The sequence below is a fragment of the Sphingomonas sp. CCH5-D11 genome (assembly GCF_001557395.1).
In the GTDB taxonomy this organism is placed as follows: Bacteria; Pseudomonadota; Alphaproteobacteria; order Sphingomonadales; family Sphingomonadaceae; genus Sphingomonas.
Map to the genome: position 1 here is coordinate 1 of NZ_LSKH01000173.1, position 19,838 is coordinate 19,838.

The following is a 19,838-nucleotide window of genomic DNA, read 5'->3' on the forward strand; positions in this document are numbered from 1 at the left end:
CGCGACGCTGGAGACTTGGGCGCTTGATGCCGAGAAGCCCGACGGAGGATTGCCGCTGATCCTGCGCCGCTCGCCCGGCACCCGCGCCGGCACGTCGCTGCCACTTTCCACCGAGGCGGAGGTGCTGCGGGCGGCTGGGCGCCAGGAGCTTGCCGTACCTGCGGTGTGGCATGTGCTCCGGCCGGAGGACGAACTCGGCGATGGTTTCCTGATGAACCGCATCCCCGGCGAAACACTGGCACGGCGCATCATTCGCGACGAAGCCTATGCCGGCGCGCGTCAGGTGCTTGCCGCCCAAATCGGGACCACGCTCGGCAAGCTGCACGACCTGGCAGCGGACAGGCTGCCGGCGCTGCCCTATTCCGATGCGCGCACGCAGCTGGCGCGGATGACGGCCGAGCTAGCCAAACCCGGCGTGCAGCCGCGTCCGGTGTTCGAACTGGCGATCAAGTGGTTGGAGGCGAAGTTGCCCGAGCCGGTCGAGCCACGGCTGGTGCATGGCGACTTTCGACTGGGCAACCTGATCGTCGGCGAAAACGGCCTGCGCGCCGTACTGGACTGGGAAGTCGCGCACCTCGGCGACCCCGCCGAAGACCTGGCGTGGCTCCAGATCCCGCCCTGGCGCTTCGGCGTGCTCGGCCGGCCGGTCGGCGGGGTGGGCCGCGCGGAAGACATGTACGCCGCTTATGCTGCGGAAACCGGACGGCCGGTCGATGTCGAACGGGTCCGCTTCTGGCAGGTGCTCGGCAGCTTGCGCTGGGGCGTATCGACGGCGGGCATGGTGAACTGGCTTCGCGGCGGCGACACGACGGTGGAACGGGCGATGATCGCCCGCCGCGCCTCGGAGAACGAACTCGACCTCCTCCGCGCGATCATGGGACGGGATTGACGCCATGCAGGAACAACCGACGCCTTCAGAAATCCTGGCGACGGTCGCCGCCTTTCTGCGCGATGTTGCGATGCCGCAGCTTCAGGGGCACGCAAGCTTCACGGCCCGGGTGGCGATGAACGCTGTTGAGCTTGTCCGGCGGGAGATCGAGCTGAGGCCCGCAGCCGATCATCGCGAATTGGCCCGCCTTGCCGCGTTGCTCGGCCAGGACGGCTCGCTTGAGGCGCTTAATGAAGAATTGGCGTCGCAGATCCGGGAGGGACGGATCGACATCCACAGCACCGCGCTGCTCGAACATCTTTGGCAAACAACCATGGACAAGCTGGCGATCGACCAACCCGGCTATGCGTCTTACCAGGACGCGCTGAAGGGATCGAGCGCGGCCTAGTGGCTGCGGGTCATGCTCACCTATCCGTCGCTAGAGCCTTTGAGCGAGCCTCCGCCGCCGACGGGGGAGTGCGCGCGATACCGGCCATGAAGATGTCGATCGTCTGTGCGATGAAGCGCTCCTGCTGGGATCGATCGAACTGTTCCACCTTGAAGACGGTGGGCAGAAGGATCCGCGCGGAGAAGAGCTGTTCGCAGATCCCGACCGCCTGAAAGTAGAGAAACATGGGGTCGAGCGGGCGGAAGAGCCCTGCGGCGACGCCTTCGTCGATCAGCTGGCGATAGGCCTCGGTCAGGGGCCGGGTGAAGCGATCCACGATCTCCTGGCGGCGCTCCTGACTTTGATGATGAAGGACCTGGAGCAGGAGCCGGTTGATGTAGGGCCGGTGGAAGTAGGTGCGCAGCATGCCATTCAGGTGGCGCCGCATCTTCTCGGCCGGATCGATGGTCATCGACAACAGGCGGAGGAGCTGCTCGAGCGTGTGCTGCGCGTCTCGCTCGAGAAGGGCGACGAAAAGGCCTTCCTTGTTGCCGAAATAATATTTCACCATCGCCGTATTGGCACCCGCCCGTTCCCCGATGTCGATCAGCGACAGATCAAGCGTGTCACGCTCCGTCATCAGCGCGCTGGCCGCCTCGAGCAGCTCCTCGCGTACATCGCGGCGCACGAGCGCGGTCGACGGCGCGGACAAGGAAGGTTCACCGTGCATCTTGGCCGGCCTCATAGAGTGAAGCGTATCCGTTCAGATCTCGAAGCGCCATATACGTCGTTCACGGACTTCGTAGACGCTGCGGAGAGTGAGATCTTCAAGAGCCGCTCGCACCCCCTCTTCAGGTTTGAAGCGTGACCTGGTGAGATCGAGCGTTCTCGGCGCTGCCTTGGCTATCGACATCTCCGGAACGCCACAGCGTGTCACGGGTGAGATGCAGACACCGCGAAATGCAATCCGTTACGCTAAATCCGTTCGACCGCCGCCGAACGCGCGCGGTCGATCGGTCGAGTTGCCTGCTAACCAACACGAAGATGCTGCCAGTCCCACGATCGGGGAAACTGCACATTTTCTTCGGAAGCGAACTGGGTGGCGGAGACGGAGGGATTCGAACCCTCGGTACGGTTTCCCGTACGACGCTTTAGCAAAGCGTTGGTTTCAGCCACTCACCCACGTCTCCGGGCCTGGCGGAAGCGCGGCTATAGCGGGGTGTGCGGGGCTGATCAACCGTTGCCGGCATGGTCGATCGATTCGCCCCGGCGCGCGCCTCGCGCTGCCCGCCGCACTGTTCATTGTCTTGAAAGCGCGGGTTTGTTTATGGTGGTCCAACGGGGTCTGCCCGGGGGAATTGTACCAATGCGCATGTTCATGATGGCCGTGGCGATGGTCGCCACCTCACTTGCCGGCAGTGCGCCGGCACAGGTCCGGACGATCGATCCCAATCAGTCGATCGACGGCGATCTGTCGGGGCCGCGCGTGCCGCCGCCACCGGCCCGCTCCTCCGCGCAGACCTATCGCGAACCGACGTCGAACACCGATACGCCGGCGGACCAGGATGCGCCGCTCGAGGCACCACTGCCGCAGCAATCCCCGACCCCGTCGCCGGCAGCGCCCGCCACACCGACGCCGTCCACCGGCGCCGAGGTGCGGGCGGACGCGACGACGCAGGCCGCGACGACCTTCAAGCGCGATGACCTGATCGGGGCTGGCGAAGGCGTGTTCGGCAAGGGCGCGGAGGGCTTCGCGTCCATTATCGAGAAGATCCTGTCGGAGCAGGGCGAGCCCAACGCTTATATCGCCGGTCGCGAGGCGGCTGGCGCATTCGTTGTCGGGCTGCGCTACGGATCGGGCATCATGACCCACAAGGTGGAAGGCCAGATGCCGGTCTATTGGACCGGGCCGTCGGTCGGCTTTGACGTGGGCGGCGATGCCAACAAGGTGTTCGTGCTGGTCTACAACCTTTACGACACGGCCGAACTGTACCGCCGTTTTCCGGCGGCCGAAGGGCGACTTTACTTTGTCGGCGGTTTCGCAGCCACGTATCTTCGTCGCGGCAATATCGTGCTGATCCCGGTGCGGCTGGGCGTCGGATACCGCGCAGGCGTGAACATCGGCTATATGAAATTCACGCAAAAATCGAACTGGCTGCCGTTCTGATCGCCGGCAGCCGGCCGGTCTGAAGCGCCGGCTGCGAAACGGATCGTCTCCGATCCGTGGCTTGGCGGCTGTGGCGGTCGCCCCATATCCTGGTTCAACCTGCCGCGTCGCACGGTGACGACGCGGCGCCAGGATCAGCCAGCATGAAGAAGATCGGTTTTCTCTCGTTCGGCCATTGGTCGGACGCTCCTCACTCGGCCACGCGCTCTGCCAGCGATGTGCTGCTGCAATCGATCGACCTTGCAGTGGCGGCCGAGGAGCTGGGCGTCGACGGCGCCTATTTCCGGGTTCACCATTTCGCGCGGCAGCTCGCCTCGCCCTTCCCCCTGCTGGCTGCCGTGGGCGCGCGGACGCGCCGGATCGAGATCGGCACGGGCGTCATCGACATGCGATACGAAAACCCGTTCTACATGGCCGAGGATGCCGGCGCCGCCGATCTGATCAGCGGCGGCCGCCTGCAGCTTGGCATCAGCCGGGGCTCGCCGGAACAGGTGATCGAGGGCTGGCGCCACTTCGGCTATGCGCCGGCCGAGGGCACCAGCGATGCCGATATGGGGCGGCGCCATGGCGAGGTGTTCTTCGAATTGCTGAAGGGCGAAGGCTTCGCCCGCCCCAATCCGCGGCCGATGTTCCCCAACCCACCCGGCCTGTTGCGGCTGGAGCCATTCTCGGCCGGGCTGCGCGAGCGCATCTGGTGGGGCTCCGCCTCCAACGCGACCGCGATCTGGGCGGCGCAGCAGGGCATGAACCTGCAGAGCTCGACCTTGAAGGCGGACGAGACCGGCGAGCCATTCCATGTGCAGCAGGCGCGGCAGATCCGCGCCTATCGCGCGGCGTGGAAGGAGGCGGGCCATGCACGCGAGCCACGCGTGTCGGTGTCGCGGTCGATCTTCGCGTTGGTGAACGATCAGGACCGACGCTATTTCGGCGCGGGATCAGACAGTGATCAGGTCGGCGTGATCGACAATATGCGCGCGGTGTTCGGCCGTTCCTACGCGGCGGAGCCCGATCGGCTGGTGGAGCAGCTGCGCGCGGATGAAGCGATCGCGGAAGCGGATACGCTGCTGTTAACGGTGCCGAACCAGCTGGGCGTGGACTATAACGCGCATGTGCTCGAGAGCATCCTGACCCATGTCGCGCCGGCCCTCGGCTGGCGCTGACGAACGGCGCCTCGGGCGTGTCCCGGGGGCACCCCCCTCACCGCACGGCTTCGCCATGCCGCCCCGTGGAACGGAGCGACATGGCGTAGACGCGAACAGCGCTTCTTATTCTGAGGTCTGGGTCTGCGCGGCGGCAAGCGCGCGATATTTGTTGCGCAGGCTCACCTTGTCGATCTTCTCGGTGCCAAGGCGCGGCAGCGGGTCGGTGGACAGCCAGATCCGCTGCGGCACCTTGAAAGCGGCGATATGCTGCGTGAGGAAGGCGCAGAGGTCATCCACCGTGACAGCCCCTGGCTGCCCCAAATGCACGACGGCGCCCGGCACCTCGCCATATTTCTCATCCGCCAGACCGAACACCGCCGCTTCGGCAACCTCGGGATGCTGGTAAAGCGCATCCTCGACTTCCTGGCAGCTGATGTTCTCACCACCACGAATGATGATGTCCTTTTTGCGATCCACGATGAAGAGGTAGCCGTCCTCGTCGAGGTAGCCGATGTCGCCGGTGCGAAAATATCCGTCGGCGGTGTAGCAGGCCTTGGTCGCCTCGGCGTTGCCCCAATATTCCTGGAAGCAGGCGGCCGAGCGGATCGAGATTTCGCCCCGTTCACCCTGTGGCACCGGCGCTCCGGCATCGTCGAGGATGGCAAGGTCCACCAGCGGCATGGAGGGGCGGCCGGCCGAGTTCGGCTTGGCCAGATAATTGGTGCGCCAATTACCCGTGCCAACGCCGTTCGTCTCGGTGAGGCCATAGCCGATGAGCGGCGCGCCCTCCATTTCCTCATTGATCCGCTTCACATGCTCGACCGGGCGCGGCGCGCCGCCCGCCGCGATGTCAGCGACGCTCGACAGATCGTATTTGTGCCGGTTGGGGTGGTTGAGCAATTCGAAGCTCATCAGCGGAACGCCGACGAAATAGGTGATCTTTTCCTGTTCGATCAGGCGCATCGCTTCTTCGGCGTCCCACTTGGGCATCAGCACCAGCTTGCGGCCGATCGCGAAGGATTGAAGAAAGACCGGCACTTCCGCCGTGACGTGGAACAGCGGCACATTGAGCAGCGTGGACGGCTGCAGGCCACTCGCCGCCTGCCCCTCCTGCGCTGCCAGGGCGAGCATCATGAGCGCAGAGCCGAGGTAGTTGAACACGCCCTGCGTGACCTGCCGGTGGGTGGACAGGGCCCCCTTGGACTGGCCGGTCGAACCGGAGGTGAACAGGATGGTCGCATGATCATCCGGGCCGACCTGCGGCAATGTCGCCTCGCCAGTCGCCTTGGCAACGATCGGGCCCAGCGCGGTGCCGAGCGGCTTCAGATCGTCGAACTCGACCACCTTGGCGGTCAGCTGCGGCAGCGCGGCGAGCCGCTTGCAGCGTGGCGGATCGGCGAAGACCAGCGCGCAGCCAACGTCCTCGACGCCGGCCTGAAGCTCCTCGGACTGCCACCAGCCGTTGAGCAAGGTGGCAACGCCCCCGGCCATGAGGATGCCCATGTAGATGACGATCCACGACGGGGAATTGCGCGCGGCGATTCCCACCCGGTCGCCCTTTTTCACGCCAAATCCGCTGATCAGCGCCGATGCGACTTCCTGCGCCTTCGCATAGACGTCGGCATAGGTCAGCCGCTCTGCACCCGCGACGAGGAACTCCGTGGCGGCGTGCTGCTGGCTGTAATGCGCGAAATAGGCCGGCAAGGATGGCGGCGCGCCAGCGATCACGGGCAAGGTCTGACCAAAGCGCTCAATCGACCCGAGCGCAAGCGGACCGCCCTCTCCCGTCAACGCGGCCATGGTCGCGTCCATCTTGAGATCTAGTTCGGTCTTCATGCGTCTCTCCGCTTGGTCCTTGTGTCCGGGGCCCTTATGCAGGCGCGACGTTTGAGGGAAAAGCCTTGATCCTGCCCATGTTCGCGGCCACCGCCGGCCACCTTCGTTTCGACGATCTGGGGTTGCACCCGGACGTCTTTTCCATCGGCTTCTTCACGCTGCGCTGGTACAGCCTGGCCTATATCGCTGGCATCGTCATTGGCTGGTGGTACCTGCTACGGCTGCTGGCCCAGCCCGGGGCACCGATGGCGCGCCGGCATGCCGACGATCTCGTTTTCTACGCCACGCTGGGCATCATCCTGGGCGGACGGATCGGCTATGTGCTGTTCTATGCGCCCGACATGATCCTTCACCCGCTGCGCATCCTGCGCCTGTGGGATGGCGGCATGAGCTTCCACGGCGGTGTGATCGGCACCAGCCTGGCGATCATCATTTTCGCGCGCAAGAACGGCCTGAACTGGCTGCGAATCCACGATTATGTCGCCTGCGTCGTGCCGTTCGGACTCTTTTTCGGCCGGTTGGCAAACTTCGTGAACGGCGAGCTCTGGGGCAAGCCGACCGACGTGCCCTGGGCGATCGTCTTCTCGCGCACCGTGCCAGCCGGTTTTCCGGAACCCGCCCGCCACCCGAGCCAGCTCTATGAGGCGGGGCTCGAGGGCCTGGTGCTGTTCGCGGTGCTTTGGTTCTTCTTCTGGCGCACCAATGCCCGTTACCAACCGGGCAAGCTCGTTGGCGTCTTCCTGACCGGTTATGGCCTCGCGCGGTTTTTCGTGGAGTTCTTCCGCGAGCCGGATTCGCAATTCGCCGGCACGTTCTTCGCCACCACGATTCACATGGGTCAGCTGCTGTGCCTGCCGATGATCGCCGGCGGATTGTACCTGATCGCCACCGCGCAGGGGCGCCGGCAGCGGGTGGAGCCGATCGCCGGCGGGAACAGCGTCGCCTGATCTTTCACGGTCGCTGCGCTTCAGCGTGGCGACCGACTGCTTGCCGGAACGCCGGATACACTCCGGCGCGCCATGGCCGCATCCCGTATTTGCGCGGCCGTGAGTTGGAGCAAATCAGCCGCTCTCGACGTGATTCCGGCCTGATCAGAATTCCGACCTCGGCAAACCCGTTGCCTCAGGCCTCACTCACCAGCAGCTTGTCGATGCGACGGCCGTCCAGATCAACCACCTCGAACCGCCAGCCCTGCTCGACGAAGCTTTCGCCCTCTGCCGGCAGGTGACGGAACACCGCGAGTGCCAGACCAGCCACGGTCGCGTAATCCCGATCCTCGGGAAGGTCGATGCCCAGCCGCTCGGCGAGGGAATCGGCGGCCATGGTGCCGGACACCAGCAACGTCCCGTCATCGCGCTCCACGATGTTCGGCGCGTCGCCGGGATCCGCATCCGACGCAAATTCACCCGCGATCGCCGCCAGCAGGTTGGCGGGGGTGACGATGCCTTCGAAATGCCCGTATTCGTCGTGGATCAGCGCCATCGGCACTTCGGCGCGGCGCAGCGCGTCCAGCGCGTCCATCGCATCGATCTGGTCGACCACGAAGGGCGCCTTGCGGACCAGCTCGCGGAGGTCCAGCGTCTCGCCGCGAGCCAGCGCCGCCGCGACGTCGCGCGCCTGTACGACGCCGATCACGGCATCGATCGACCCGTCCGCCACGGGCAGCCGGCTGTGCGGCGTGGCGAGCAGCTTGGCACGGATGGCCGTGTCGCTGAGGCCGGCGTCCAGCCAGTCGACTTCCGTGCGGGGGGTCATGACCTCACGCACCGGCCGGTCCGCCAGCCGCACCACGCCGGAAATGATCGAGCGCTCATGCTCCTCGATCACGCCCGACTTCGACGCTTCGGCGACGATCAGGTGCAGTTCCTCCGCGGTGACATGTTCTTCCGATTCGCGGTTGAGGCGCAGCAGCCGGAAGATCAGCGCGCTGGAGGCATCGAGCAGCCAGACCAGCGGCTTGGTGATGCTCGCCAGCCAGGTCATGGGCAGCGCCACCCAGGCCGCGACCGGCTCCGGATTACGCAACGCAATCTGCTTGGGAACCAGTTCGCCAATGATCAGCGAGGCATAGGTCGTCAGGCCGATGACGATCGCGACGCCCAGATTGTCCGCGATCCGCTCCGGCACGCCGAGCGCCGCCAGCCGCGCGGCCATGGGCGCTCCGAGGCTTGCGCCCGAATAAGCGCCGTTGATGATGCCGATCAGGGTGATCCCGATCTGGACGGTGGAGAGGAATTTGCCCGGATCAGCCGCAAGATCGATGGCCGCGCGCGCGCCGCGATGGCCGGCGCGCACCATGGCGTCCAGCCGCGCCTTGCGGGCGGAAACGATAGCAAGCTCGCTCATCGCAAAGACGCCGTTGAGGGCGACCAGCGTGAGGATGATCAGGACGTCGATCCAGGGGAACGGCGGTGGCATGGTGGACGGCCTTCTTGGCGGGATTTCTCGCCCCCGACAACCACCTGCGTCAGCACTGGTTCAGCACGGAAGCGGAACAACCCGCCAAATGCGCGGGTTTTACACGCCAGTTCACGGAGGAAAGAGATACAATGAAGCGGAGATCAGCGTTCACCGCCGCACTTGCCGGATGCGCGCTTCTGGCGACCGGGGCCTGCACGACCGATCCGGAGACGGGCGAGCGGCGGATCTCCAAGGCTGCGATCGGCGGCATCGGCGGCGCGCTTGGCGGATATCTGCTGGGTGATCTGGTCGGCGGACGGCGCGATCGCACGGAGAAGATCGTCGGGGCGGGCATCGGCGGCATCGCGGGCGCCGGGATCGGCGCCTATATGGACCAGCAGGAGCGCGAGATGCGCGCGCGGACCGCGGGCACGGACGTTGAGGTGATCCGCCAGGGTGACGATCTGCTGCTCAACATTCCGAGCGGGATCAATTTCGCCTATGATTCGGCGACGGTGCAGCCGCAGTTCCAGCGCACGCTGGACGAGGTGGCCAAGGTGCTGAGCGATTACAACCGCACCTATGTGGACGTGTACGGCCACACCGATTCGAACGGCAGCGACGCCTATAACCAGGGTCTTTCGGAGCGCCGGGCGGCGTCCGTCGCCGATTACCTGTCGTCGCGCGGCGTGACCCGCGCCCGCATTGGCACGCGCGGATTTGGCGAGACCCAGCCGATCGCGACCAACGAGACCGAGGACGGCCGGGCGGCGAACCGCCGGGTGGAGATCAAGATCGTCCCGATCCTCGAAAGCGAAGTCGGCTACCGCAATTGATCGTGGCGGGCGGCGCGGGGAGAACAAGCGGCGACCAGCCTCCTGTCACGCCGCGCCGCCCGGGTCCTCTCCGCGACGACCTATCGGCGGGCCGCGAAGAAGCCGCGCAGAAGCGCCGCGGACTCCTCCGTGCCGATAGCGGGGTAAAGCTCGGGACGGTGATGACAGGTGGGCTGGGCGAAGAAGCGCGGCCCATGCTCCACCGCCCCGCCCTTTGCGTCGCCGGCACCATAATATAGCCGGCGCAGCCGTGCATGGGCGATCGCGCCGGCGCACATGGCGCAGGGTTCGAGCGTAACCCACAGGTCGCAATCTTCCAGCCGCTCGCGCCCCAGGGTCCGGGCGGCCGCCCGAATCGCGAGCATTTCGGCATGGGCGGTGGGATCGCACAGACGGCGCGGCGCATTGGCCGCGGTGGCGATCACCTCGTCACCCAGCATGACGACCGCGCCGACCGGCACCTCCCCCTCCGCTGCCGCGGCACGAGCGGCATCCAGCGCGATGCGCATCGGTTTGGGCAAGGGAAACATGACGCGCTTCTAGGCCAGCGTGCGGGGAAACTGAACGTGCCCCGCTCGCCTGTTATGATGGTCCGCCGGAGAAGGCTGGCCTGGTTCCGGCGTGTTCAGCCTTATTGGGCGGGCGAAGGATCAGCCGCCGGCTTCTGCACCTCGACTTTGGGCACCTCGATCACCTTCTGCTCGGTACCGAGATCGATCTTGCCTACATCGGCCTTGAACTCCGGCGCCTGCCCGCCCTCGATGCGAGGCAGCCTGGCCGTCTGTGTCTGATCGATGTTGATGAAGCCGGTCGCCATGCCCGCCAGAATCACGAGCGCGGCAATGCCAAGAAGGACAAGAAGGGCGCGCATGTTCCGGTCTCCATTCGGTTCGCTGACGCAACAACGACCGGGGTTGCTGGTAGGTTGCACGGCCAGCCGCTTGACGATTCGAGAAGGTGGCGCTATCCGCGCCCACTTTCCGGGCCAACCCGAAACTCAGGATCACGAACCATGTCGCGCATCTGCGAGCTGACCGGCAAGGGCCGGCAGGTGGGACACAACGTTTCCCACGCCAACAACAAGACCAAGCGTACCTTTCTGCCGAACCTGCAGAACGTGACGCTGATGTCGGACGTGCTGGAGCGCAGCGTGCGCCTGCGCGTGTCGACCCACGGCCTGCGCTCCGTTGAGCACAACGGCGGCCTCGACAACTGGCTGGTGAAGACGAGCGACGACAAGCTGTCGCTGCGTGCCCGCCGCCTGAAGCGCGACATCGTCAAGAAGCGCGCTACCGTCGACACCGCCGCCGCCGCTTAATCAGCGCGCTGGCCTGTCACAAAAGGTCTGTCGCCCATCGGGCGACGGGCCTTTTGGCGTTTCCGCAAACATCCTCTTGAAGCTGCTGGTCTGCGAGCCGGCGGGAGCATGGCGATTCGCCGGCGCGCCCGTGTTCACCAGACCGTCCGTGTTCACCAGACCGCCCCTGTTCACCAAACCGCCTGTATTCAGTTGAGCCGGAACTTCAGCAGATAGGACGGGCGAAAGGGCATGCCGTCATTGTCGGTGACGATCCACACGATCGTCGCGCCGGCTTCCTGCGTAACGGCGATCCCCTCGCAATTCTCACGCATCACCGGCGCCGCCAGCGTCGCGATTACCTTGCCTCGCACCTGCGCGCCGGGCCGCAGCGCCGCGACCGGCACGCGCACCAGCTTGGCAGAAAAGCTGAACGGGTAACGAAACCGGCGGGTGAGGATCAGAAGGTCGCCACCCGGCAGGACCGTCGCATCGCTGGGATCGAATCGGTCCGGCGTCAGGAAGCGGAACGGCGCCGCGCGTGTCTTGGGATCAGTGGGATCGCCGGAGAACAGCACCGCGTGACGGCTTCGCCGATTCGGCTGGCGCTCGGCAAAGGCCACGAAGCGGCCGTCGTGCAGCCGGACAAAGGCCTCTGCGCCCTGATTGCGCACCCAGGATCGCATTAGGTCGGGCGCGCGATGCCCTTCGACGCGCTGGAAGTTCGCGCGGTACCGCCAGATCTCATTCTGATTCTCGAAGCCGACCCATGCCGTTCCGCTTGCGGGATCGAGGATCAGCGATTCGCTGTCACGATCCGCCCGGTCCCAACCGATCGCAGGCCCGTCCGCCAGAACATGGCCGCGGGCACCGATCGCCACATCCTGGCGCAGCGCGAAGCTGACGACATTGCCGCCGTCCGACATCAGGAAAGCGCGGCCGCCGCGCCAGGCGATCGCCGAAAAGCCGCCGAACGCGGGATCGTGGCTGCGCAACGTATGGCCGGCGAGCGGCGTGAGTTGTCCGATCCGGGCCGGCCAACCACCCGGCGGCACATAGCGGGCGACCGTGATCGACGGCGCGGCGCTGATCAGCGGCAGCCGTTCATTGCCGGCATAGCGCGGCACCACCAGCAGCACCGCGACCACACAAAACATCCAGCGCATCACCCCGCGCGCCGGCTTCATACCTGAACCTTGGATAACGAGGGCATTCAGGGTTGGCTCAACGCGAATCGGCCAGAACCACATTCATCGAGACGGCAAACGCCCTCTCCGACGGAATTTGGAACGGGAGACGCAACCATGTTCAAGAAGCTTTCGCTCGCCGGCGCCGCTCTCGCGATGAGCACGGTGGCCATGATCCCGGCAGAAGCATCGGCGCAGCGCTACTACGGCGACCGCTATGAGCGCCAGTATCGCGGCCATGATAATTACCGCGGCTATCGCGGGTATCGCGGCAACGACCGTCGCTATTACCGCAACCAGCGCTGCAACAACGGCACCACCGGCACCATCGTCGGCGCGATCGCCGGTGGCCTGCTGGGTCGCGCGATCGACAGCCGGGGTGACCGCGCGCTGGGCACCGTGCTCGGCGGCGTGGGCGGCGCGGTGGCCGGTAACGCGATCGAGAAGTCGAACAACCCGCGTTACTGCCGCTGATCCAGCAGCCGGCGGGATCCGCCGGCAACGAGATGGCCTTTGGCCTGCTTATCCCTCGCGTAGCGTATGAGGGCGCGGGCCCGCTTCCAACCGGAGGCGGGCCCGTTGTTTTTGGGCCCGCTGTTTACGGGTGTGCGGCCTGAGCGAACCTCTCTGTCCGTATTCCCCTGTTCGATAGGATCTCGCTCAACCTCCCAAAGGCGCCTCCCCGGCGAAGGTCGGGGTTCAGTTGGCAGAGCGGTATTAGAAGCCGGTGTGCCTGCCAGCTGCGTTCCGCACCTGGGCCCCGGCCTTCGCCGGGGAGGCGGATCTGGGTGGCTGCGCCACGCTCTAGTGCCCAGCGACGTCGGGGCATCAGGCGCGAGCGCTGTCGTCCGGGGCAAGTCCATCGACTTCGCTTGGGGGGGACGAACGGGTGGGCGGGCGGTGGCGCTGCCCTCACTTCCAGCACCGGTTGCCCGTTGATCGCTCGGACGCTATATCCAAACCCATGTCGCGCAACCGTGCCACGACCACTAGCACTACCCCGGTTCTCCGGGGGCGGTCGCTCACGCGCTGATGCGCTGACGGCCTGCTCACCCGGAACGGGTGGGTTCGGCGTCCTCCACTTCGTTCCTGCCCATCCCGGACGCTCTTTTCGTTGCGGGTCCGCTCGCCTAAGCGCAGTCGCATTGCAGGAAAGCCTCTCATGAACATGCTCTCGATCACGCTTCCGGACGGCTCGGTACGCGAGGTACCGCCGGGATCGACGCCCGCCGACATCGCCGCCGCGATCGGGCCGGGCCTCGCCAAGGCCGCCATCGCCGCGCGGGTCGACGGCGAGCTTCGTGACATCAACCGTCCGTTTGAACGCGACGCGCAGCTTGCGCTGGTGACGAGCCGCGACGAGGCGGACGCGCTGGAACTGGCGCGGCACGATTTCGCGCACATTCTGGCGGAAGCGGTGCAGGAACTGTTTCCCGGCACGCAGATCACCTTCGGCCCGGCGACGGACGATGGCTTTTATTATGATTTCGCCGCCCCGGCGGATCGCGGCCCCTTCACCGAGGAGGACCTGCCGGCGATCGAGGAGCGGATGCGCAAGATCATCGCCGCGGACAAGCCGCTGCGCCGCGAGGTGTGGACGCGCGAGCAGCTGATCGAGCGCTGGCAGCAGCAGGGCGAGACGTTCAAGGCGGAATGGGCGGCCGAGCTTCCCGAGGACGAGGAGCTGACGGTTTACTGGTCCGGCGGCGACTGGCTGGACATGTGCCGCGGGCCGCACCTGGCTTCGACGGGCAAGCTCGATCCGCAGGCATTCAAGCTGACGCGCGTGTCCGGCGCTTACTGGCGCGGCGACCAGAAGAACGCGATGCTGAGCCGCATCTACGGCACGGGCTGGCTGAACAAGAAGCAGCTCGACGCGCATCTGCACATGCTGGAGGAAGCGGCCAAGCGCGATCATCGCAAGATCGGGCAGGAGATGGACCTGTTCCACCTCCAGGCCGAGGCGCATGGCAGTGTCTTCTGGCACCCCAAGGGCTATATGATCTGGCGGCAGCTGGAGGCCTATATGCGCCGCCGGCTGGATGCTGGCGGCTATGAGGAAGTGAAGACGCCGCAGGTGATGGACGCGCGCCAATGGGAGCGCTCCGGCCATTGGGGCAAGTATCGCGAGAACATGTTCGTCATTCCGGACGAGGTGCCCAACGTGTCCGACGAGGGCGCCTTGGTGTCGCCCGATGCGGACTGGATGGCGCTGAAGCCGATGAACTGCCCGGCGCACGTGCTGATCTTCCGCCAGGGCATCAAGTCATACCGCGACCTGCCGATCCGCATGGCCGAATTCGGCTGCTGCCACCGCAACGAGCCGCATGGCGCGCTGCACGGCATCATGCGCGTGCGCCAGTTCACGCAGGACGACGCGCACATCTTCGTGCGCGAGGATCAGCTGGTGGATGAGGTGGCGCGCTTCATCGACCTGCTCGATTCCGTCTACCAGGACCTTGGCTTTACCGAATATGCCGTGAAGCTGGCGCTGCGCCCCGAGAAGCGCTTCGGCGACGATGCGATGTGGGACAAGTCCGAGGACGAGCTGCGCCGCGCGGTGTTCGCGTCGAACCTGCCGCAGAAGATCAAGGACGGGTTCGAGGAACTGGAGGGCGAAGGCGCTTTCTATGCGCCGAAGCTGGAATTCCACCTGACCGACGCGATCGGCCGGACGTGGCAGGTCGGCACGATCCAGTCGGATCGCGTGCTACCCGAGCGGCTCGACGCGAGCTATATCGGCGAGGATGGCGAGCGGCACCGCCCGGTGATGCTGCACCGCGCGATCCTGGGCACGTTCGAGCGCTTCCTCGGCATACTGATCGAGCATCATGCGGGCCGCTTTCCGCTGTGGCTGTCGCCGGTGCAGGCGGTGGTGGCAACGATCGTGTCCGAAGCCGACGATTATGCGCAGGTGGTGCGGGACAAGCTGGCCGCCGCCGGGCTGCGCGTCGAGACGGACCTTCGCAACGAGAAGATCAACTACAAGGTACGCGAGCACAGCCTGGCCAAGGTGCCCGCGCTGCTGGTCGTGGGCAAGCGCGAGGCGGAGGAAGGCACCGTCGCCGTTCGCCGGCTGGGCAGCCAGGGGCAGGAGATCGTCTCGCTGGACGAAATCGTCGCACGCCTGGTGGCGGAGGCGAAGGCGCCGGATCTGGTGTAAGCGTAACCAGACGGGACGCCCCTTCGCGTTCGTGCTGAGCTTGGCGAAGCACGTGCCAAGCAGCGAAAGCGCTTGAGACACGCCCTTCGACAGGCTCAGGGCGAACGGGGAAGAGGTTTGCTTTCACCGGGCGATCGTCACCCCAGGGCTAGAGTCTGATCCACTCATCTTGATGCAAAGCGGCCTCCCCGGCGAAGGCCGGGGGCCAGCTGGGAAGGCGTTAGCAAAAGCCGGTGTGCCTGCTTTGTCGCGCAACTGGGCCCCGGCCTTCGCCGGGGAGGCGGATCAATCCGGGTGGATCAAATTCTGGGATGCGCGGAACGCTGGATCCCGGGACAGGCCTGTCCTGAGCGCCTGCCTTGACAGGCAGTCGAAGGGTTCGGGGTGATGGAGAGGGGTTACCGCGGCCGGGTCCACAACGTCGGGTCACGCGGTGTGTCGCGCACCGGGCGCCGTGCTGCCACCGCCGCTTTCGCCACCCATGCGAGCTTGGCCGACTTGGGCGTCGTCACGCGATGATCCCAGGCGTGCGCCCCGCGCGCCGCCACCTCGCGGGCGATGTCGCCATAGATCCCAGCCGCCGCCAAAACCGCCCAGCGCGAGCGGGGCGGCAGCTTCGCCGCGCCGACGCGCGCACTCGCCTCATGCAGCGCCGCACGCGCCGCGAGCCGCCGCGCGAGCACCACCAGCCGATCGCGGAACGGCGGCTTCATGTGCTGCCCGGGCGGTATATCCATTTCCACCAGCCATTCGTCCGGCAGGTAGCAGCGCCCGATCCGGTCATCCTCCTCGATGTCGCGCGCGATATTGGCGAGCTGAAACGCCATGCCGAGATCGCAGGCACGGTCCAGCGTATCCTCGTCCGCCGGATCGACGCCCATCACCACCGCCATCATGCAGCCGACCGCGCCGGCGACATGGTAGCAATAACGGTACAGGTCAGCCTCGCTGCGTGGCCGCCAGTCCTCCGCATCGAGCCGGAAGCCGGTGACGAGATCATGCGCGAACCGCGGTGGCAGGCCCGTTTCCGCCGCAACGACACGCAGCGCATCGAACGGCATGTCGCCCACCACCCGACCGGCCAGCGCCGCCGTGGTCTTTTCGGCGATGATCGCCACGCGCGCCTCGGCGTCCGACACGGCGGTGGCGCCATGGCCGTGATCCTGCCCGTCGACGATGTCGTCGCAGGCGCGGCACCAGGCATAAAGCAGCCATGCGCGCTCGCGGGTTTCGCGATCGAAGAGGTTGCTCGCGGTCGCGAAGCTCTTGGATCCCCTGGCGATCGATTCGCGCGCGGCGGCGACAAGCGCGGCGCGCTCTTCCGCCGCCGTTCGCGAAGGGCTCACAGGTCGTCCGCGCTCATGCGCACGATCGGCTGCGCCGGCTCATGCGCCGCCATGCGATCGAGCAGATCGCCCAGCGTCTCGGCAACGATCAGCAAGCCGCGATGCTGCGGCCGCAGGAAGCCGACCTCGCCCATCTTGTCCCAGAAGGCGACGAGATGGTCGTAATAGCCGGCGGCATTGAGCAGCCCGACGGGATCGGTGTGGTAGCCGATCTGCGCCCAGCTCAGCGCTTCCCACAATTCGTCCATCGTGCCGGTGCCGCCAGGGATGGTGACGAAGCCGTCCGCCAGATCGGTGAAGGCGCGCTTGCGATCGTGCATCCCCTCCACGACGTGAAGCTCGGTCAGGCCGCGGTGCGCGACCTCCGCATCGACCAGCGCCTGCGGGATGATGCCGATCACCTCACCGCCAGCGGCGAGCGCGCCATCGGCCACGGCACCCATCAGCCCGAGCCGGCCTCCGCCATAGACGACGCCAATGCCGCGCTCCGCCAGCGTGCGGCCGACATCCCAGGCGAGTTCCATGTACATGGGATCGCGCGGCGTCGCCGAGCCGCAATATACCGCCAGCCGCTTCATACGCCCTTCCGCTTGCGAAAGGGGAACACATACGAACTCAACGCCTTACTCCTTCAAGCATCAATGCCGCCGTCGCCTTGGCACTGCCCACGACGCCGGGAATGCCGGCGCCCGGATGCGTGCCGGCGCCGACGAAATACATGTTGCTGATCGCATCGTCGCGATTGTGCACGCGGAACCAGGCGCTTTGCGTCAGGACCGGCTCCAGGCTGAACGCGCTGCCCAGATGCGCGTGGAGATCGCGCGAGAAATCGGCGGGGGTGTAGCTGAACTTGGTGATGATCCGATCGTGGATGTCGGGGATCAGCCGCCGACCGACCTCATCAAGGATGCGCTTTTCCAGGATCGGCGCGACGCGGTCCCAATCCTCCGGGAACTTGCCCTGATGCGGCACCGGCGCCAGCGCGTAGAAGCTCGAGCAGCCCTCCGGCGCGAGGCTCGGATCGGTGACGGTCGGATGGTGCAGGTAGAGCGAGAAATCCTCGCTCAGCACGCCATGGTCATAGATGTCGGACAGCAGGCCTTTGTAGCGCGGGCCGAACAGGATCATGTGGTGCGGGATGCCGGGCCAGGTGCCCTTGATCCCGAAATGCACCACGAACAGCGAGGGCGAGAACTTCTTCCGTTCGAGCCGCGCCGCGGTGCGGGCCGCCGCGCGCGATCCGCTGAGCAGATCGCGATAGGTGTGGACGATATCGCCGTTGGAGGCGACCATGTCCGCCTCCTGCCGCCAGCCGCTTCGCGTGCGCACCGCGGTCACCCGATCACCCAGCGTTTCGATCTCCTCCACGGCGTCGCCCAGCCGCAGCGTGCCGCCGAGCCGCTCGAACAGCGCCACCATGCCGGCCACCAGCCGGTTGGTGCCGCCGCGCGCGAACCACACGCCGCCGTCGCGCTCCAGCTTGTGGATCAGCGCGTAGATGGCGCTGGTCGTCATGGGATTGCCGCCCACCAGCAAGGTGTGGAACGACAGCGCCTCGCGCAGCTTCTCGCTCTTCACGAACGAGGACACCATCGAATAGACCGACCGCCACGCCTGATATTTGGCGAGCGCTGGCGCCGCCTTGATCATGGAGGCGAAGTCGAGAAACGCGACATGGCCGAGCTTTTCATAGCCCTCGCGGTACACGCCGGCCGAATAATCAAGGAACTTGGCATAGCCCTCGACATCGGCCGGATCGAGCTTCGCGATCTCGGCGCGCAGCAGCTTGTCATCGTTGGTGTAGTCGAAATTGGTGCCGTCGGGCCAGTTCAGCCGGTAGAAGGGCTGCACCGGCTCCAGCGCGACGTCGCGGCTCATGTCGTCACCGCTCAGCGCCCAGAGTTCGGCGAGACAGGCGGGGTCGGTGATGACGGTGGGTCCGGCATCAAAGGTGAAGCCATCCTGCTGCCAGACATAGGCGCGGCCGCCGGGCTTGTCGCGCGCCTCCAAGATGGTCGTGGAAACGCCTGCCGATTGCAGGCGGATGGCGAGCGCCAGCCCGCCGAACCCGGCGCCGATGATGATTGCGCGGCTGCTCATGAAGCGTTCCTGATCACGCGAAGGGCACGGAAGATGGGCACCGGCGGCCGCCCTGCCAGCACGCGGAGCTTGTCCCTGGTGGTCGAACGGGCGGCGTAGAAGCGCGCGATCAGCCGGGGATGCAGTCGATAGAAGCGCTCAAGCACCTTGTAGCGCACGTCCGGATCGGCCGCGCGGAACAGCATGGCATCGAGCATGCGATAGAAGCGCCGCTCGTCCCAGCGCGCGCGGGCATAATCATGCGTCAACGCGTGCAACCCTTCGCCGCTGAGATCACTGGCCTCCGCGATGCGCACGGCCAGGCGGACGGCATCGGGCAGCGAATACCCCGTGGTGGGATGAAAGAGCCCGGCCCGCGCCCCGGCCTTTGCGACCTTCGCCCCGCCCCAGCGCCAATAGCCTTCGAAGTCGCCGCCGATCACCACCGGCAGCGCGCCCTTTTCCTCACGCCCGCCGACCGTCGCGGCCCATCCCTTCGACTCGGCATAGACATCGATCCGGCGGTTGAGCGCACGCACGTTCAGCGAGGCACTGTCGCTGTAGTAAGTATCTTCAACAAACACCTGCGTCGGGGAAAATGGCAGCAGGTAAACGAAGCGATAGCCATCATGTTGCGCGACGGTGGCATCCATCACGACCGGGCGCTCGACCCCGTGACCGGCCGGCACGTCGAGCAGCCGGCCGACGAATTTCTGCCAGCCGACCTCCAGCATCGAAAGGTCCCCGGCGCCGCGCGCGTCGATCACGCCCGTCGCCTCGATCCGCTCGCCATCCGCCAGCACGACGGCGGTCGGGCTGCAGGCCAGTACCTTGCAGCCGGTCATGATCGATTCGGCGGGCAACGCGCCGCGCACCACCTGATCGAAGCGATCGGATTCGATCGAATAATAGGGCTGGGCGATGGTGCGCGCATGCGCCGGGAAGGCGACGTCATAGGTCGGCCAGGCATGGCTGACGAGCGGCGTCAGCAGCCAGCGATCCTCCTTGTCGACATCGCCATCGAAGAAGGACCAGACATGGTTGCCGCCCAGCGTGTCGCCGCCCTCGACCAGGCGGATCTTCACCTCGGGCCGGCGCGCCGCCAGCGCCATCGCGATCAGCCCGCCCG

19 protein-coding genes and 1 tRNA gene are annotated in these 19,838 nt (G+C 66.2%); 9 read left to right on the top strand and 11 right to left on the bottom strand.

What is annotated here, in order from left to right; genetic code table 11:
* Together AX702_RS10665 and AX702_RS10670 are read left to right on the top strand one after the other, a co-directional pair.
* Positions 1-889, top strand: an 889-nt coding sequence (locus AX702_RS10665; RefSeq protein ID WP_156455447.1) for a phosphotransferase family protein, incomplete at its 5' end; no start/stop codon positions are given.
* 4 nt (positions 890-893) lie between these two features.
* Positions 894-1,277, top strand: a complete 384-nt coding sequence (locus AX702_RS10670; RefSeq protein ID WP_066779242.1) for a DUF6285 domain-containing protein — start codon at positions 894-896, stop codon at positions 1,275-1,277.
* A 16-nt stretch (positions 1,278-1,293) separates the two neighbouring features.
* Here the strand turns inward: AX702_RS10670 and AX702_RS10675 are convergent, their stop codons facing one another.
* Positions 1,294-1,986: a TetR family transcriptional regulator gene (locus AX702_RS10675; protein WP_197420563.1), complete on the bottom strand. Its 693-nt coding sequence runs from the start codon at positions 1,984-1,986 to the stop codon at positions 1,294-1,296.
* Between the two features lie 370 nt (positions 1,987-2,356).
* A tRNA-Ser gene (locus tag AX702_RS10680) sits at positions 2,357-2,446 on the bottom strand.
* A gap of 176 nt (positions 2,447-2,622) precedes the next feature.
* Here AX702_RS10680 and AX702_RS10685 point away from each other — a divergent pair.
* Both AX702_RS10685 and AX702_RS10690 read left to right on the top strand, forming a co-directional pair.
* The gene (locus tag AX702_RS10685; RefSeq protein ID WP_066779248.1) at positions 2,623-3,423 is read left to right on the top strand and encodes a DUF1134 domain-containing protein; all 801 of its coding nucleotides are present in this window, start codon (positions 2,623-2,625) and stop codon (positions 3,421-3,423) included.
* A 143-nt stretch (positions 3,424-3,566) separates the two neighbouring features.
* On the top strand, positions 3,567-4,583 hold the full coding sequence (locus tag AX702_RS10690) for an LLM class flavin-dependent oxidoreductase (RefSeq protein WP_066779251.1): 1,017 nt from the start codon (positions 3,567-3,569) through the stop codon (positions 4,581-4,583).
* A gap of 105 nt (positions 4,584-4,688) precedes the next feature.
* Here the strand turns inward: AX702_RS10690 and AX702_RS10695 are convergent, their stop codons facing one another.
* On the bottom strand, positions 4,689-6,401 hold the full coding sequence (locus AX702_RS10695) for a class I adenylate-forming enzyme family protein (protein WP_066779253.1): 1,713 nt from the start codon (positions 6,399-6,401) through the stop codon (positions 4,689-4,691).
* A 65-nt stretch (positions 6,402-6,466) separates the two neighbouring features.
* Here AX702_RS10695 and lgt point away from each other — a divergent pair, with 65 nt between their 5' ends.
* Entirely contained in the window at positions 6,467-7,348 is an 882-nt protein-coding gene (gene lgt / locus AX702_RS10700) for a prolipoprotein diacylglyceryl transferase (RefSeq protein WP_371262891.1), read from the top strand.
* Between the two features lie 175 nt (positions 7,349-7,523).
* On the opposite strand, the gene AX702_RS10705 is transcribed toward lgt, so the two are convergent.
* The gene (locus tag AX702_RS10705; protein ID WP_066779258.1) at positions 7,524-8,819 is read right to left on the bottom strand and encodes a hemolysin family protein; all 1,296 of its coding nucleotides are present in this window, start codon (positions 8,817-8,819) and stop codon (positions 7,524-7,526) included.
* Positions 8,820-8,950: 131 nt separating this feature from the next.
* On the opposite strand from AX702_RS10705, the gene AX702_RS10710 reads away from it, so the two are divergent.
* Positions 8,951-9,637, top strand: a complete 687-nt coding sequence (locus AX702_RS10710; RefSeq protein ID WP_066779261.1) for an OmpA family protein — start codon at positions 8,951-8,953, stop codon at positions 9,635-9,637.
* A gap of 80 nt (positions 9,638-9,717) precedes the next feature.
* Here AX702_RS10710 and AX702_RS10715 read toward each other — a convergent pair whose 3' ends face one another.
* Positions 9,718-10,146 (bottom strand): nucleoside deaminase, encoded by a 429-nt coding sequence (locus AX702_RS10715; RefSeq protein WP_066779281.1) that lies wholly within the window; start codon positions 10,144-10,146, stop codon positions 9,718-9,720.
* 122 nt (positions 10,147-10,268) lie between these two features.
* On the bottom strand, positions 10,269-10,508 hold the full coding sequence (locus tag AX702_RS10720; RefSeq protein WP_066779264.1) for a hypothetical protein: 240 nt from the start codon (positions 10,506-10,508) through the stop codon (positions 10,269-10,271).
* 141 nt (positions 10,509-10,649) lie between these two features.
* On the opposite strand from AX702_RS10720, the gene rpmB reads away from it, so the two are divergent.
* Complete coding sequence (gene rpmB / locus AX702_RS10725) at positions 10,650-10,955, top strand: 50S ribosomal protein L28 (protein WP_066779267.1); 306 nt, start codon at positions 10,650-10,652, stop codon at positions 10,953-10,955.
* A 188-nt stretch (positions 10,956-11,143) separates the two neighbouring features.
* Here the strand turns inward: rpmB and AX702_RS10730 are convergent, their stop codons facing one another.
* Positions 11,144-12,121, bottom strand: a complete 978-nt coding sequence (locus tag AX702_RS10730; protein WP_197420564.1) for an esterase-like activity of phytase family protein — start codon at positions 12,119-12,121, stop codon at positions 11,144-11,146.
* A 117-nt stretch (positions 12,122-12,238) separates the two neighbouring features.
* Between AX702_RS10730 and AX702_RS10735 the strand changes: the two genes are divergently transcribed.
* Both AX702_RS10735 and thrS read left to right on the top strand, forming a co-directional pair.
* Positions 12,239-12,595: a glycine zipper 2TM domain-containing protein gene (locus AX702_RS10735; RefSeq protein WP_066779270.1), complete on the top strand. Its 357-nt coding sequence runs from the start codon at positions 12,239-12,241 to the stop codon at positions 12,593-12,595.
* A 694-nt stretch (positions 12,596-13,289) separates the two neighbouring features.
* Positions 13,290-15,284, top strand: coding sequence for a threonine--tRNA ligase (thrS, locus tag AX702_RS10740; RefSeq protein WP_066779285.1), 1,995 nt, complete (start codon positions 13,290-13,292; stop codon positions 15,282-15,284).
* A 398-nt stretch (positions 15,285-15,682) separates the two neighbouring features.
* On the opposite strand, the gene AX702_RS10745 is transcribed toward thrS, so the two are convergent.
* From AX702_RS10745 to crtY, 4 genes are all read right to left on the bottom strand, one after another.
* Positions 15,683-16,630 carry a phytoene/squalene synthase family protein gene (locus tag AX702_RS10745; RefSeq protein WP_082746200.1) on the bottom strand — a complete coding sequence of 316 codons (948 nt, stop codon included), beginning with the start codon at positions 16,628-16,630 and terminating at the stop codon, positions 15,683-15,685.
* Positions 16,627-17,208: a TIGR00730 family Rossman fold protein gene (locus AX702_RS10750; RefSeq protein ID WP_066779273.1), complete on the bottom strand. Its 582-nt coding sequence runs from the start codon at positions 17,206-17,208 to the stop codon at positions 16,627-16,629. Before AX702_RS10750 ends, AX702_RS10745 begins: the two co-directional genes overlap by 4 nt.
* A gap of 37 nt (positions 17,209-17,245) precedes the next feature.
* A complete protein-coding gene (locus AX702_RS10755; protein WP_066779276.1) occupies positions 17,246-18,730 on the bottom strand; it encodes a phytoene desaturase in 1,485 nt (494 codons plus the stop codon).
* Positions 18,727-19,838: lycopene beta-cyclase CrtY (crtY, locus tag AX702_RS10760; RefSeq protein WP_066779289.1), on the bottom strand; the 1,112-nt coding region annotated here is incomplete at its 5' end. The genes crtY and AX702_RS10755, both read right to left, overlap by 4 nt.

Coding starts and splice junctions, on each gene's coding strand:
- AX702_RS10710 (WP_066779261.1), top strand. CDS start 8,951: ATGAAGCGGAGATCAGCGTTCACCGCCGCACTTGCCGGATGCGCGCTT.
- AX702_RS10690 (WP_066779251.1), top strand. CDS start 3,567: ATGAAGAAGATCGGTTTTCTCTCGTTCGGCCATTGGTCGGACGCTCCT.
- AX702_RS10705 (WP_066779258.1), bottom strand. CDS start 8,819: ATGCCACCGCCGTTCCCCTGGATCGACGTCCTGATCATCCTCACGCTG.
- AX702_RS10675 (WP_197420563.1), bottom strand. CDS start 1,986: ATGCACGGTGAACCTTCCTTGTCCGCGCCGTCGACCGCGCTCGTGCGC.
- AX702_RS10720 (WP_066779264.1), bottom strand. CDS start 10,508: ATGCGCGCCCTTCTTGTCCTTCTTGGCATTGCCGCGCTCGTGATTCTG.
- AX702_RS10755 (WP_066779276.1), bottom strand. CDS start 18,730: ATGAGCAGCCGCGCAATCATCATCGGCGCCGGGTTCGGCGGGCTGGCG.
- AX702_RS10735 (WP_066779270.1), top strand. CDS start 12,239: ATGTTCAAGAAGCTTTCGCTCGCCGGCGCCGCTCTCGCGATGAGCACG.
- AX702_RS10730 (WP_197420564.1), bottom strand. CDS start 12,121: ATGAAGCCGGCGCGCGGGGTGATGCGCTGGATGTTTTGTGTGGTCGCG.
- AX702_RS10685 (WP_066779248.1), top strand. CDS start 2,623: ATGCGCATGTTCATGATGGCCGTGGCGATGGTCGCCACCTCACTTGCC.
- AX702_RS10715 (WP_066779281.1), bottom strand. CDS start 10,146: ATGCGCATCGCGCTGGATGCCGCTCGTGCCGCGGCAGCGGAGGGGGAG.
- AX702_RS10670 (WP_066779242.1), top strand. CDS start 894: ATGCAGGAACAACCGACGCCTTCAGAAATCCTGGCGACGGTCGCCGCC.
- AX702_RS10750 (WP_066779273.1), bottom strand. CDS start 17,208: ATGAAGCGGCTGGCGGTATATTGCGGCTCGGCGACGCCGCGCGATCCC.
- rpmB (WP_066779267.1), top strand. CDS start 10,650: ATGTCGCGCATCTGCGAGCTGACCGGCAAGGGCCGGCAGGTGGGACAC.
- AX702_RS10695 (WP_066779253.1), bottom strand. CDS start 6,401: ATGAAGACCGAACTAGATCTCAAGATGGACGCGACCATGGCCGCGTTG.
- thrS (WP_066779285.1), top strand. CDS start 13,290: ATGCTCTCGATCACGCTTCCGGACGGCTCGGTACGCGAGGTACCGCCG.